The organism is Oceanithermus profundus DSM 14977 (genome assembly GCF_000183745.1).
In the GTDB taxonomy this organism is placed as follows: Bacteria; Deinococcota; Deinococci; order Deinococcales; family Marinithermaceae; genus Oceanithermus; species Oceanithermus profundus.
Map to the genome: position 1 here is coordinate 1,150,651 of NC_014761.1, position 12,955 is coordinate 1,163,605.

At 70.3% G+C, this 12,955-nt stretch carries 12 protein-coding genes; 6 read left to right on the top strand and 6 right to left on the bottom strand.

Going from position 1 to position 12,955, the window contains the following annotated elements; genetic code table 11:
* The first annotated feature begins 131 nt into the window (after positions 1-131).
* The 3 genes from OCEPR_RS05675 to OCEPR_RS05685 all read left to right on the top strand — a co-directional run bounded on the left by OCEPR_RS05675 (position 132) and on the right by OCEPR_RS05685 (position 2,257).
* The gene (locus OCEPR_RS05675) at positions 132-710 is read left to right on the top strand and encodes a DUF981 family protein (RefSeq protein WP_013457754.1); all 579 of its coding nucleotides are present in this window, start codon (positions 132-134) and stop codon (positions 708-710) included.
* Positions 711-839: 129 nt separating this feature from the next.
* Entirely contained in the window at positions 840-1,877 is a 1,038-nt protein-coding gene (locus OCEPR_RS05680; protein ID WP_013457755.1) for a tyrosine-type recombinase/integrase, read from the top strand.
* Entirely contained in the window at positions 1,874-2,257 is a 384-nt protein-coding gene (locus OCEPR_RS05685) for an MmcQ/YjbR family DNA-binding protein (RefSeq protein WP_013457756.1), read from the top strand. Before OCEPR_RS05680 ends, OCEPR_RS05685 begins: the two co-directional genes overlap by 4 nt.
* Here the strand turns inward: OCEPR_RS05685 and cax are convergent.
* From cax to smpB, 6 genes are read right to left on the bottom strand one after another with little or no spacing between them, the layout of a single operon-like run.
* Positions 2,222-3,286, bottom strand: coding sequence for a calcium/proton exchanger (gene cax, locus OCEPR_RS05690; RefSeq protein ID WP_013457757.1), 1,065 nt, complete (start codon positions 3,284-3,286; stop codon positions 2,222-2,224). The two genes, OCEPR_RS05685 and cax, sit on opposite strands and share 36 nt — an antisense overlap.
* Positions 3,283-6,525: an AAA family ATPase gene (locus OCEPR_RS05695; protein WP_013457758.1), complete on the bottom strand. Its 3,243-nt coding sequence runs from the start codon at positions 6,523-6,525 to the stop codon at positions 3,283-3,285. Before OCEPR_RS05695 ends, cax begins: the two co-directional genes overlap by 4 nt.
* Positions 6,515-6,844: a MazG-like family protein gene (locus OCEPR_RS05700; RefSeq protein WP_013457759.1), complete on the bottom strand. Its 330-nt coding sequence runs from the start codon at positions 6,842-6,844 to the stop codon at positions 6,515-6,517. The genes OCEPR_RS05695 and OCEPR_RS05700 overlap by 11 nt, the downstream gene beginning before the upstream one ends.
* A complete protein-coding gene (locus OCEPR_RS05705) occupies positions 6,841-7,377 on the bottom strand; it encodes a GerMN domain-containing protein (RefSeq protein WP_013457760.1) in 537 nt (178 codons plus the stop codon). Before OCEPR_RS05705 ends, OCEPR_RS05700 begins: the two co-directional genes overlap by 4 nt.
* A complete protein-coding gene (locus OCEPR_RS05710; RefSeq protein WP_013457761.1) occupies positions 7,374-8,696 on the bottom strand; it encodes an N-acetylmuramoyl-L-alanine amidase family protein in 1,323 nt (440 codons plus the stop codon). The genes OCEPR_RS05705 and OCEPR_RS05710 overlap by 4 nt, the downstream gene beginning before the upstream one ends.
* A complete protein-coding gene (smpB, locus tag OCEPR_RS05715; RefSeq protein WP_013457762.1) occupies positions 8,687-9,115 on the bottom strand; it encodes an SsrA-binding protein SmpB in 429 nt (142 codons plus the stop codon). The genes OCEPR_RS05710 and smpB overlap by 10 nt, the downstream gene beginning before the upstream one ends.
* Positions 9,116-9,203: 88 nt before the next feature.
* On the opposite strand from smpB, the gene OCEPR_RS05720 reads away from it, so the two are divergent.
* From OCEPR_RS05720 to OCEPR_RS05730, 3 genes are read left to right on the top strand one after another with little or no spacing between them, the layout of a single operon-like run.
* Positions 9,204-10,442: a carbohydrate ABC transporter permease gene (locus OCEPR_RS05720; protein WP_245544446.1), complete on the top strand. Its 1,239-nt coding sequence runs from the start codon at positions 9,204-9,206 to the stop codon at positions 10,440-10,442.
* On the top strand, positions 10,432-11,655 hold the full coding sequence (locus tag OCEPR_RS05725) for a carbohydrate ABC transporter permease (RefSeq protein WP_013457764.1): 1,224 nt from the start codon (positions 10,432-10,434) through the stop codon (positions 11,653-11,655). Before OCEPR_RS05720 ends, OCEPR_RS05725 begins: the two co-directional genes overlap by 11 nt.
* Before the next feature lie 22 nt (positions 11,656-11,677).
* Entirely contained in the window at positions 11,678-12,937 is a 1,260-nt protein-coding gene (locus tag OCEPR_RS05730) for an ABC transporter substrate-binding protein (RefSeq protein ID WP_013457765.1), read from the top strand.
* The last annotated feature ends 18 nt before the right edge of the window (positions 12,938-12,955 follow it).

The following is a 12,955-nucleotide window of genomic DNA, read 5'->3' on the forward strand; positions in this document are numbered from 1 at the left end:
CGGCTCCCGGCCGCGCTGCTGGGCCTTTGGCGTTGAGCAAGGGCGGCCGTCTTCGCTCGGGCCGCAGAAGCCAATTGTCCCTATCCTTGACCGTTTGATTATACGATCATGAGTTTGAAAGGGGGTACAGCATGTTCATCGATTACCTGACGGTCATGATGGTCGCGGTGGTCATGGGCGCAGTTTTTACCGCGGTTTACGGTTACCTGTACCTCGACCGGGCCTCACCGGACGAACGCAGACCCTGGGCCTATGCCTTCTGGGCCTCGGGGCTGTTGCTGGCCGTGCCCGGGCTGCACGTCACCCTGACCTGGCCGCTGCCGGGGGCCTACAACATCGTGATGGGGGAGCCCGCCCTCTTCTTTGGCGTGGTGCTGCTGCTGACGGGGTTCGCGATCTGGCACGGGCAAGATCTCGCTCCACTCACCTGGACCGCCTTGTTCGGCGGCTTTGCGCTGCTGGCCCTTTCGGTCGCCATCTTGCAGCACGGGCTGTCGCGCGCGCCCTTAATGTGGGCCCTCGGCTACGGCGCGCTGGGGCTGGCCGCCGTCTTGACGCCGCTGGCGTACCGCTCTCCGGGGTGGCGGCTGCTCGTCGTCGTGCTGCTGCTCGTGGGCGCCGCGGTCTTCGCGCTCGGAGGGTACGGCGCTTATATCGACCACACCGCCAAGGACGCCTTCGGCAAGTGGGTGCCCTGGCCGCTGCGCTAAAGCCGGAAGAACCGCAGCCCGCGTCCGCCCCACGGACGCGGGGCTTCGCGGCACCGCTTCTCGGCCTCCTTTTCGGGCCGCATCATATTCCCGTTAATAACCCTTAACAGGAATATGCTATCCTGAGGCATGCTCGAGCCCCTGGCCAACTGGTCCGACCCCGCCAAGCGCCGGCTGTGGGCGGTGAAGGCCGCCCACGAACGCGACGAGGCACGGCTCGTCGAACTGCTGGAGGCCTACCTCTTCCTCAAGGGTCGCAAGAAGGCGCTCGTCAGCCCCGAGACCCTGCGCACCTACCGCACCGCGCTGCGCGACTTCCTGGCCTGGGCCTGGCCCGAGGGCGCGCCCGGGCCCCGGGTGCCGATCCTGAAGGCCACGGGCGACGACCTCGATCGCTACCTCAACGAGCTGCAGACCCGCGGCGGTCACCTGCCGGAGAACGCCCGCCCGCTGAAGCCCGCGAGCGTGGCCACCTACCTGGCCGGCGTGCGCGCCTTCTACCGGGCGCTCGAGTGGGCCGGGGCCGCGGTCGCTCCGGACGACGTGCACGCCCCCGCCGACCCCACGCCGCGCGAGGAACGCCGCCCGGCGCTGCCGCTCGAGCTCTACCGGCGGCTGCTCGAGCACCTGGACGACCCCGAGGACGCCGGCAAGCTCCGCGACCGGGCGATGGTGCGGTTGATGGCCGAGGCGGGGCTGCGCATAAGTGAAGTCATTCACTTGGACGAGGCCGACTTCCTGGAGGCCGAACGGCTGGTGGTGGTGCGTTCGGGCAAGGGCGGCAAGCAGCGCACCGTCCCCGTCACCCGCGGCCTCGCCGCCGAGCTGGCCGCCTGGCGGCGGCTGCGCCGGGCCTACGCCGAACCCGGCGAAAGCGCCCTCTTCGTCAACACCGGGGGGCGCAAGAACCGCGGCCGCCGCCTCTCCGCCAGCCTGCTGCGCAAGCGGCTGGCGCGCTACTACGAGGCGCTGGGCTTCCCTCCCCGCTACCGGGGCGCCCACATGCTGCGCCACACTGCGGGCACCCGCTTCTACCGCGCCACCGGCGACCTGCACGTGACCGCGCGCCTGCTGGGGCACGCCAACGTCAACACCAGCGCCATCTACGCCAAGATGGACCTCGAAGGCCTGCGCGACGCGGTGGACCGGTTGGAGGACGAGGCGTGACCCTGCTGCAGGACGTCCTCGACCACGCCCGCCGGCTGCCCGGGGTGCGCGAGGACTTCCCCTTCGACTTCGAAACCCTGACGCTGAAGGTCGGCGGCAAGATCTTCCTGCTCACCAGCCTGCGCGCCGACCCCGTGCGCCTCAACCTCAAGTGCGACCCCGAACGGGCCCTGGAGCTGCGGGCGCGCTACCCCGACCACGTCCTCCCCGGCTACCACATGAACAAGCGCCACTGGAACACCCTGGTGCTCGACGGCACCCTACCCCGGGCGCTGGTGGAGGAGCTGATCGACCACAGCTACGCGCGGGTGCTCGCCGGTCTTCCCCGCCGCGTGCGCGCGGCGCTAGCGCGGGGTGTAGAAGAAGGCGAAGCCGAGTAGCGCGTAAACGCCGAGGAGCATCACGCCCTCGAGCCAGTGGGTCTCGCCGTCGCGCACCACGGCGTTGGTGATCACGATCGAGGCCGCAAGCCCCGCGATCTCCAGCGGATTGTGGAAGACGAGGTCGAAGGGCCGCCCCACCGCCCAGCCCCAGATGACCAGGATCGGCGCGACCAAAAGCGCGATCTGCAGGCTCGAGCCCACCGCGATCTGGACGGCGAGGTCCATCTTGTTGCGCACGGCGAAGGAGACCGCCGCCAGGTGCTCGGCGGCGTTGCCGACGAGCGGGATTATGATGATCCCCACGAAGAACTCGGAGAGGCCAAGCGTCTTTGTGGCCGCCTCGATGTTGCCCACGAGCAGCTCCGAAACGACGGCAACGCCGACCGTCGAGGCCAGCAGCACGCCCACGGCGAGGCCGGGGCTCCATTCGGGCGCGTGCCTTTCCTCGAGCCCGCCGACGAGGTCGCGGTGGGTGACCAGCGAGAACCAGAGGTTCGCCAGGTAGACGGCGATCAGCACCCCGGCCACGGCCAGGCTGTAAGCGGCGTCGGGCAGCGCCGGGTCGCGGATCCCGTAGAAGGTGCGCTCCGCCAGGTCGAAGAAGGCGGGCAGCATGAAGGCGACGAGGGCGAGGGTGAGCAAGGTGGTGAGCAGGCCCGCCGCCTGGGCGTTGAAGCGCTGCCGGTGGTGCCGCAGGCCGCCCAGCAGGATGGAGAGCCCCAGCACCAGGAGCAGGTTGGAAAGCAGGGAGCCCGAAATCGAAGCCTTGACCACCTCGACCTTGCCGGCGTTCAAGGCGATGACTGCGATGATGAGCTCCGCGGCGTTGCCGAAGGTGGCGTTGAGCAGGCCGCCGGCGGTGCTGCCCGCGCGCGCGGCCAGTTCCTCGGTGGCCCGCCCCATCCAGGCGGCGAGCGGCAGCAGCGCGAGCGCGGAGAGCAGGAAGACCCAGACCCCGCCCCAGTTCAGGTACTCCGCCGCCAGCGCGAGGGGTACCGCGACGAGGGCGTAGGCGCGCCAGCTCATGAGCCCGCCTCTTCGCGGCGCAGGCTGTAGACCAGGCTGGCCCCGCCGCGGTTGGTCACGCCCCACAAAACGTCGCAAGCCTCCATCGTCCGCTTCTGGTGGGTGACCAGGATGAACTGCCGCTCGCGCGCGAAGTCGCGCAGGAAACCGACGAAGCGCAGGATGTTGGACTCGTCGAGGGGGGCGTCCACCTCGTCGAGGACGGCGATGGGCAGGCTCCCCTCCCCCACCTCGGCGAGCGCGAAAAGGAAACCCAAGGCGCCCATCGTCTTCTCGCCGGTCGAGAGCAGGCGCAGGTCGCGGGTGCGCTTGCCTTGCGGTTGGACGATGAGGTGCAGCCCCTCCTCGTCCAGTTTCACGTCGGCCATGCCCCCCAGGAGGGCGCGGCCGTAGTAGGCGAAGCGCTCGCGGAAGCGGGCGAAGGCCCGTTGCAGCTGCCGGTCGTAGGCCTCGCGCAGCTCCTCGGTCTCGAGGGTGAGTTTGCGGGCCGCCTCCTCCGCCTCGCCCAGCGCCCGCTCCACCTCGCCCAGCTCCGCCTGCAGCTGCTCCAGGGCCTGGGCGGCGCGGTGGTTGACGGGGCCGATGCCCTCGAGCTCGCGCTCGATCTCGCGCAGGCGCAGCTGCAGCTTGCGCACCGTGCCCTCGACGTGGTCGCCGGGCGGCAGCTCGGCCCCCTCGCGCAGGACCTCCTCCAGCGTGGCCTCGCGGCGGGCGAGCAGCAGCCGGGCCTCCTCGGTCTCGCCGGCGATCGCAGCGAGCCGTTCGAGCCACGCCTGCTGCCGCGCCTTGACCTCCCGGGCTTCCTCCTCGAGCGCGCGCACGCGCACGCGAAGGCCTTCGAGACCGAGGGCTTCCAGCTCACGCGTCAGCTCGCCCAGGCGCGCCTCGACCTCGGCCAGGCGCTCCTCCAGGCGGCCCCGCTCCCGCTCCAGCCCCTCCGCGCGCCCCCGCAGGGCGGCCAGGCGCTCCTGCCGCTCCTCGTAACGCTCCAGCGCCAGGCGGTGGTTGGCGACGTCGCGGTCGTGCTCCTTCCAGGCCTCGAGCCGCGCCGCCAGCTCCGCGCGGCGCGCATTCAGGACTTCCAGCCGCCGGCGTGCGGCCTCCAACGGCCCGGCGTCCGGCTCGGCGACGGGCGCGGGCGGTTCAGGGAGCGCGCCGGGCTCGGGAAGGCGCTCGAGGGCCCGCGCCGCCGCGTCGCGTTCGGCGCTGAGGCGGCGGAGGCGCTCCTCCAGCGGCCCGAGTTCGAGGGCGGTGCGGGCGGCCTCCAGCTCGCGCATTTCCGCCTCGACGCGGCGCAGCTCGGCCTCGGCCTCCTCCCGCTCGCCGTTGAGTCTGCGCAGCCGGTTGCGGAGCTCCAGGCGCGCGCCGCCACCGCGCCCGGCCCGGCCTCCGCTGACCGACCCCAGGGGCTCGACGACCTCCCCCGCGAGGGTGACCATGCGCACGCGACGCTTCTCCCGCGCCAGCGCGAGCGCCACCTCGAGGTCCTCGACGACCAGGGTGTCCCCGAAGAGGGCGTCGGTAAGTTTGCGCTCGCCGCGGACCGCGAAGATTTCCCGGGCGGCCCCGACCACCCCTTCGCGTCCGAGCCAGGGGCCCAGGTCGCCGGTGCGCGGCCGGGCCAGGTCCCGCGCCAGCAGGGTGGCCCGACCGCCCTCGCGCTTCAGGCGCGCCACCGCCTCCCGCAAGGAGCGCTCGTCCTCCATGAGCACCCACTGGATGCGGGCGCCCAGAGCGGCCTCGGCGGCGGCCTCCAGGCCTGGCGGCACCTCGAGCAGGTCGGCCACCACCCCGAGCATGCCCGCGGGGCGCCAGCGCACGAGCCGGCGCGGACCTTCGGCAAGATCGGAACCGCCCGCCACCAATTTTTCCAGCCGATCGGCCTCGCGCCGCGCGGCCTCGAGCTCGGCCCGCAGGCGGCCCGCCCGATCCCGCAGCCCTTCGAGCGTCGCGCGCAGCTCGGCGTCCCGGGCGGCGGCCTCGTCCCGCGCCGCCCGCGCCCCCTCGAGCGCGCGCTCGGCCTCCGCCAGCGCCTGCGCCCAGCGGTCCCGCTCCTTGCGTGCGAGCGCGTGGGCCTCGCGCGCCGCTTCGTAGCGCGCCAGCGCCTCGCGGTACTCCCGAAAGGCGCGCTGCTGTTCGGCGTAGGCCCGCTCGGCGGCCCGCGCGGCCTCCTCGGCCTGGGCGGTCTCGGTCGCGAGCTCCTCCCACGCCGCGTGCAAGCGCGCCCTCTCCTCTTCGGGACCCGGCGGCGACGGGGGTTCGGGCGGCTGCAGCTGCGCCAGGCGCGCGGCCTCTTCGTCGAGGCGGCTGCGCTCGGCCGCCAGCCTTTCGAGGGCGCTGTGCAGCTGTGCGCGTTCACGCGCGAGGAAACCGCGCTCGCTTTCGAGCGCGGCGTGGCGCGCCTGAACCCGGGCGAAGGCTTCGCCGGCGACGGATCGCTCGCGCTCGAGCGCCTCTCCACGCTCTTGGGCGGCCAGGCGCTCCTTCTCGGCCTCCACACGCGCCTGCTCGAGCACGCCAAGGCGCTGCCGCAACCGGGCGATCTCTTCTTCGAGGGCGCGCCGCCGCGCCCGAAACAGGCCGCGCTGCACCGCGAGCCGCTCGCGGGCCAGGGCCTCGGCGCGCTTCGCCTCCTCGGCTTCGGCGACGAGCCGCGCCTTCTCGGCCAACCGGCCCGCGTGCTGCTCGCGCAGGGTTTCCAGGTGCCGCGCCGCTCGCTCAAGTCGCTGCCGGGTCTCGCGCAGCGCCAGGGTCACGACCCTGAGGCCGGCGGCGTCTTCGAGCCGTTCGAGAAGGGCGTCCGGGGAGGACTCCAGAATGGTGGAGACCTCCCCCTGCCCGACGAGCGCATGTGCGTTTTTTCCCAGGCCCGTTCCTGCGAGCACCCGCTCGATCTGGCGAAACGTCGCCCGCTTGCCGTTGAGGCGCACGTCCTGATCGCCGGAGCGGTCGATGCGGCGGCGGACCACGTAGCGCTCGCGTCCGTCGCGGAGCACGAGCTCCACCTCGGCGAAGGGCATGGGCTTGCGGCCGTCGCCCCCGTGGAAGATCAGCGCCTCCGCCTCGCGGGCCCGCAGGGCCCGCGCCCGTGAACCCATCACGAAGCGGATCGCTTCGACGACGTTGCTCTTGCCGGAACCGTTGGGGCCGATGACGCCCGAGATCCCGCGGTCGAAGTGGAGTTCCACGCGGTCGGCGAACGACTTGAATCCGTGCAGGGTCAGGCGTTCAATCTTCATCGTCGTGGGCGAGGTAGCGTTCCAGGGCCTCCCGGGACGAAGCCAAGGGGTAGCGCGCCTCGTTCGCTTCGAGCTTGCGCAGCATCGCGGCCTCGAGGTCGATCCCGAGCTGGTCGGCCAGCTTGTACAAGAGTAACCCGGCGTCGGCGAGTTCCTCGGTCAGGTTGGGCGCCCCCTCCTTGTAGGCCGCCCGTCGCAGCAGCTCGCGGGCCACCTCACCGAGCTCCTCCATCAGGTGCAGGTAGGTGTGCTCGGGGCGGACGCGGTCCCAACCGCGGGCCGCGTCGAAGCGGCGGATGCGCTCCTGGAGTCGGCTCACCGCGCTCTCCGGATCGGCTCGAGCAGCGACAGGTGCCCCAAGGTCGCCGCGGGCTGGCCGCGGTAGAGGAAACGCACCTCCTCGACCGGGCCCTGGTCGAGCACCGTGTAGGCCATGCCGTAGACGAGGAGCGTCTCCCCGGTGGTGCCGTAGCCCAGGCGCCCGTACCGCTCCGGCAGGTCGACGTAGGCGGTGGTGCCGCGCACGAAGACGGTGGGCGGGGGGAAGCCGGATGGGACGATGGGGGCGGCGCCCTGCGTCGGTCCGGCGACCAGCTCGTCGAGGGCGCGCTGGTAGGCGGATTCCCCGGGTGCGAGCGTGACCTTGCGTTTCTCGATCAGGAAACCGGTGGCGTCGTTCTTGGCGAAGTAGAGGCGCAGTTCGACCTCCCGGGGAACCTCCGGCTCCGCCTGCTCGGTCGGCAGGTTGACGACGCCGCTCTGCCGCGCTGGGCTGCTCGCCAGGTAGACGGCGAGCCCGACGAGGAGGAGCAACAAGCCGAGCACGTTCCAAAGCGTCAGGTAGCGTTTCAAGGCTGGCCTCCCAGGAAGCGCGCGACCGCACGCGCGATGACCTGTGCGTAGGCGCTTTGCTGCGCCGCGTTGCTGAGGCGGGCGCGGTCGTTGGCGTCGGTGAGCGAACCCAGCTCCACGAGCAACGCCGCCCCGGGGGCGTGCTCGAGGAGGTAGAGCGGCGTCTCGGCGCGCCGGGCGCTCAGCCCGATGCGCCCGAACGCCTCCTCCACGGCGTCGCTGAGCGCCGCGACGTCGCTGGAAGAACGCGCGAAGCGGCGCAGCACCGGCTGGAAGCCGCCCCGGTCCAGCAGGGTCCGCGCCCGGGCGACGAAGACGGGCACGTCGGCGCGCGACCCCGCGTAGCGGTAGAGCACGGGTCCGGGCGGCACCGCCGGGCTGCCGGCGACGTGCAGGCTGATGAAGACGTCGGCCTTGGCCGCCCACTGCGCCCGGGTGTAGACGCTGGGGTTCTCGTCGCCGTCGCGGGTCAGGACGACGCGGTAACCCATGCGCCGCAGGCGCTGCGCCGCCTCACGGGCCACCTTCAGGACGATCGCCTTTTCGGCGAGGTTTCCGTAGCGCACCCCGTCGTCGTCGCCGCCGTGGCCCGGGTCCAGCACCACCAGCGGGCGTCGGTCGGTGGCCGCCTGGGCGCGCGGTCCCACGTAGAACCGCACCTCCGAAGGAAAGTAGGCCACCTCCACCGGCCAACCCTCGGCCCCTTCCAGCACGAGGCGGGCGCCGTAAGGGCCGGGTTCGAAACGGACGCGGCTGAGGTACAGCCCCAGCACCTCCCGCACCTGCTCCTCGGCGCGCAACCCCAACAACCACCAGCTCCCCGCCCCCGCCGGAGCGGCGTTGAGGTCGCGGTCCAGCTTCAGCACCAAGACGTCCCGTCCGCCTTCGACGCGGTGGCTCAGACCGCGCAGCGTGGCTTCGGGCAGCAGCACCCTGAGCGAGGTTTCGCTGCCGCTGTACAACGCCCCCAGCGCCCGGGAGGTCGCGCGCAGCGGAATCAGGACGCGGTCGCCGTCGCGCAGCGCCGGCGGCTGCTCGGCGGTCACCAGCTTCTTAAGCGCCGTCTTGGAAGCCGGCACCGGGGTGGCCACGTAGCGCAGGCGGCGGGCCCCCAGCCCCAGGATCAGCTGCCCCTGGTCCTGCCAGTAGAGCAAGCCCAGGGCGCGGGCGAACGGCTGCGCCTCGACGTAGGAGACGCCAAAGTCGCCCGGGTACACCGCGGTGAGGAGGGTGCCGCCGGCCAAGAGCGGCTTTTCGGACTGGGCGAAGGCGGCGGCCAGGAGCAGGGTGAGCGCCAGGATCGGGCGTTTCAGTACCACTTTTCCAGCTCCCGTTCCACGGCGCGCTTCTTGTCGTCCTGCTTCTTCTGGTAGTCGCGCTTGCCGCGGGCGAGCGCGAGCAGCACCTTGGCGTACCCCCGTTCGTTGAAGTAGATCTTGAGCGGCACCAGCGTCAGCCCCTTCTGCTCGACCCGGCCGCGCAGCTTGTTCAGCTCGTGGCGGTGCAGCAGCAGCTTGCGGCGGCGCCGGGGTTCGTGGTTGCTGTACGAGCCCTTTTCGTAGGGCGCGATGTAGAGGTCTTCGAGCCAGAGCTCGCCGTTGTCGAAGCGCGCGAACGCTCCGGTAAAGTCCACCTTGCCGGCCCGGACCGACTTGACCTCAGTGCCCTTCAAGGCGATCCCCGCCTCGTAGGTTTCGAGTATCTCGTAGTCGTGGCGCGCCTTGCGGTTCTCGAGCACCCCACCATTTTACCCGGGGGCGCATGAAGGTCGGCTGAACCGGGGCGTGCCCCTGCGCCCCTTCCATGGACTGGGTATACTGCAGGTGGTGCGAACCTACGTCTTCCCCGGACTCCTAGCCTTGGCCGTTTTTTCGGGGCTGCTGCACCTCAGCACCCAGTACCAGATCGTCCGCGCCCCCATGGGCGCGCTTTTTCTGGCCTTCGCGCTGGCCGGGCCCGCGGCCGCCGTCGCCGCGGCGCGGGTGCTGCCCGGAAGCGCCGTCACCTGGTTCGGCCTGGCCCTCTTCGCGGTGGGGCTGGCCGCGGGAACCTTGCTGCCCGCGGCCCTCGTTGTGCTTCCCCTGCTGGGGGTCTTCCTGGCCTACGCCGGAAGCCGAGCGCGGCTTCCCGAACGCGACGCCGCGGCGTTCTGGGGCTGGGTCTTCGTCTGGCCGGCCCTCGCCCTGATGCTGATCTGGAACATCTTCCCCAGCTTCTTCGCGCTCTGGATCAGCCTCTTCGACCGCTTCAACTTCATCGGCGAAAGCCGCTTCGTGGGTCTGCTCAACTACGAGATCCTCTGGCGCGATCCGCTCTTCTGGCGCGCGCTTTCGAACACCTTCTGGTACGTCGTCCTCACCGTCCCCACCGGGATCCTCCTCGGCACCGTGGTCGCGGTGCTGCTCAACGAACGCATCCGCGGTCTGGGCCTCTACCGCACGATCTACTTTCTGCCCTACATTACCGCCCTGACCGCCGCCGCGGCCGTCTGGCAGTGGATCTACCACCCCGAGTTCGGCTTTCTCAACTGGCTGCTCGGCACCCCGGGCCTCGACTGGTTGCACACCCCCGACGGCATCTTCGCCCTGGCCCTCGCGCCGCTGGGGATCCAGCTCAACGGGTTCTGGGCCGGCCCCAGCGTGGCCTTCACCGCGATCATGATCATGACCGTCTGGCATTTCCTCGGCTACAACGTCGTCATCCTGCTCGCCGGGCTGCAGTCCATTCCGGCGCAGTACTACGAGGCCGCCGAGCTCGACGGCGCGGGTTGGTGGCAGATGCAGCGGCACATCACCTGGCCGCTGCTCTCCCCCACCACTTTCTTCCTGGCGATCATCGGCCTGATCGGGGCGTTCCAGGTCTTCACCCAGGTCTACGTGATGACGCCCACGGGCGGGGTGCTGAACGACACGCTCACCGTCGCCATGTACCTCTACAACAAGGGCTTCCGCGACTCCGACTTCTCCTACGCCTCGGCGCTCGCGGTCACGATGTTCGTCATCATCCTGGCGCTCACCCTGGTTCAGCGGCGGGTGCTCGAGCGGAGGGTGACCTATGAACACTAGGCTGCGCCATCTGCTCGGCCGGGTCATCATCTACGCCGCCCTCACCGCCGGCGCGGTGGTCATGGCCTTCCCCTTCTACTGGATGATCGCGACCAGCGTGAAGAGCCCGCAGGAGGCCCAGCAGGCCGCGCCGATCTGGTTCCCCGAGCGCATCCAGCCCGTCAACTGGCGCACCGCCTGGCGCCTGGGCGCCGAGGGCGACCGCCCCTGGTGGGGCGGCTTCGCGCCGGGCCGGACGGTGACGCTGCGCCTTCGCGTCGAAGACCCCGCCGCCGGTCCCCCGCGAGCGCGCGTACCCAAGCCGCCGGCGGTCTTCAGCGATCCGCGCAGCGAATCGACGCGCATCCGCATCGAACCCGCGAAAGGCGGCTGGGAGATCGTGCTCGAAAACACGGGCACCCAGCGCTTCACCACCCTGCCGCTCGTCGTCTGGATCCCCAAAGACGCCGGGAAGTTCCGCGCCGAGCTGCCCCCGGACGCCGTGCGCTCGCAGCGGGGCTACTGGCGGCTGGAATGGGTCAACGTCACCCCTGGCCTCCTCGGCTACCTCTTCCACAACTACCGCGAGGCCTGGCACGCCGCCCCCTTCGCCCGCTACTTCTTCGTCTCCTTCTTCACCGCCGGCACCCAGGTCCTGGGCGGGCTGCTCATCGCCACGATGGCTGCCTTCGCCTTCGCGCGCATCCGCTTTCCGGGGCGGGAGGCCGTCTTCCTGCTCTTCGTGGCCACGATGATGATCCCGGGCGAGGTGCTGCTCATCCCCAACTACATCCTGCTCGCCAAGCTCGGCTGGCTCGACACCTTCTACGCCCTGATCGTGCCCTGGCTGGCCTCGGTTTTCGGCATCTTCCTGCTGCGCCAGTTCTTCCTCTCGCTGCCGCAGGACCTCTTCGACGCCGCCCGCATCGACGGCGCCAGCTACTGGGGCATGCTCTGGCGCATCGCGTTTCCATTGGCGGTTCCGGGCCTCGTCACCTACGGCATCTTCGCCTTCCTTGGTGCCTACAACGCCCTGCTCTGGCCCCTGATCGTCACCCAGAGCCCGGAGATGCGCACCATCCAGGTGGGGCTGCAGGCCTTCATCGGCGAGGCCGGCAGCGACTACGGGCAGCTGATGGCCGCCTCCACCATGGCCATCCTGCCGATCGTGCTCGGTTACTTCTTCGCGCAACGCCATTTCATTCAAGGCATCGCGCGGAGTGGTATCAAGTAAGGGAAAGGACGAGGAGGTGGGTATGAAGAAAGCGACTGTGCTGCTAACGTTGCTGGCGGTGGCCGGGCTGGCGTTCGCCCAGCAGAAGGCCGAGGACGTGATCAAGGCCCAGTGCGAGAAGGCCCCCGTGGTGGCCGAGCTGTGGCACGGCTTCCGTGGCGGGGCTCCGCGCGCGGCGCTCGAGAACCTGGCCGTCGAGTTCAACAAGATGAACGCCGGCAAGGGCTGCGTCCGCCCCATCAGCCAGGGCGGTTACCGCGACCTCTCCACGAAGATCAAGGCCGCTTTCGCCGCGGGCAACCTCCCGGCGATGGCCCAGGCGTTCGAGAACAACATCGCCCTCTACCTCGAGGCCAACGCGCTGCTGCCGCTCGACGGCAAGCTCGAGCACCTGAGCGACCTCAACCCCTTCTTCGTGAACGCGGTCAAGTTCGACGGCAAGCTCTACGGGCTGCCCTTCAACAAGTCGGTACAGATCCTCTATTTCAACCGCGACCTGCTCAGCAAGCACGGAGTCGACGTTCCGAAGACGCTCGACGACTTCATCGCCGCCGCTAAGAAGATCTCGGAAGCCGAGGGCGAACCCGTCTACTGGTTCCGCCCCGACACCTCGACCTACGCCTACTGGTTCTTCAACATGGGCGGCAGCTACCTGCACGACGGCAAGGTGGTCGTCAACAGCCCCGAGGGCGTGAAGGCGCTGGAAACCCTGGTGCAGGGCGTCAAGGACGGCTGGGCCAAACCGATCACCTCGGGCTACATCAACCAGAACTTCGGTAAGGGCGTCTACGGCTTTTCCACCGACTCTTCGGCGGGCTACTCCTACTACCTGCGCGCCGCCAAGTTCGACCTCGGCATCGCCACGCTGCCGGGCACGGCCGCGCACCCCGGCTACGGCCTGGTGCAGGGCACCAACCTGATCGTCTTCAAGGACGTGGACACCAAGCAGCAGGCGGTCGCCTTCCAGTTCCTCAACTTCGTCAGCGGTCCCAAGGCCCAGGCCCTCTTCGCCGCCGCCACGGGCTACGTGCCCATCAACCTGAAGGCGGTCGACGAACCGGTGCTCCAAGACCACCTGATGGAAAACCCCGACTTCCAGGTCGTGATCGACCAGGCCAACTACGCCGCCTTCGAGCCGGCCATTCCCGAGTGGGAGCAGATCCGCTTCGACATCCTGGGCCAGGCCATCACCGAGGCCGTCCTGGGCAAGGCCACGCCGAAGGAGGCCTTGGACAAGGCCCAGAAACAGGTCGAAGACCTGCTTTCCGGCAAGATCCGCTAAACTCCGCTCCGTTCCGGC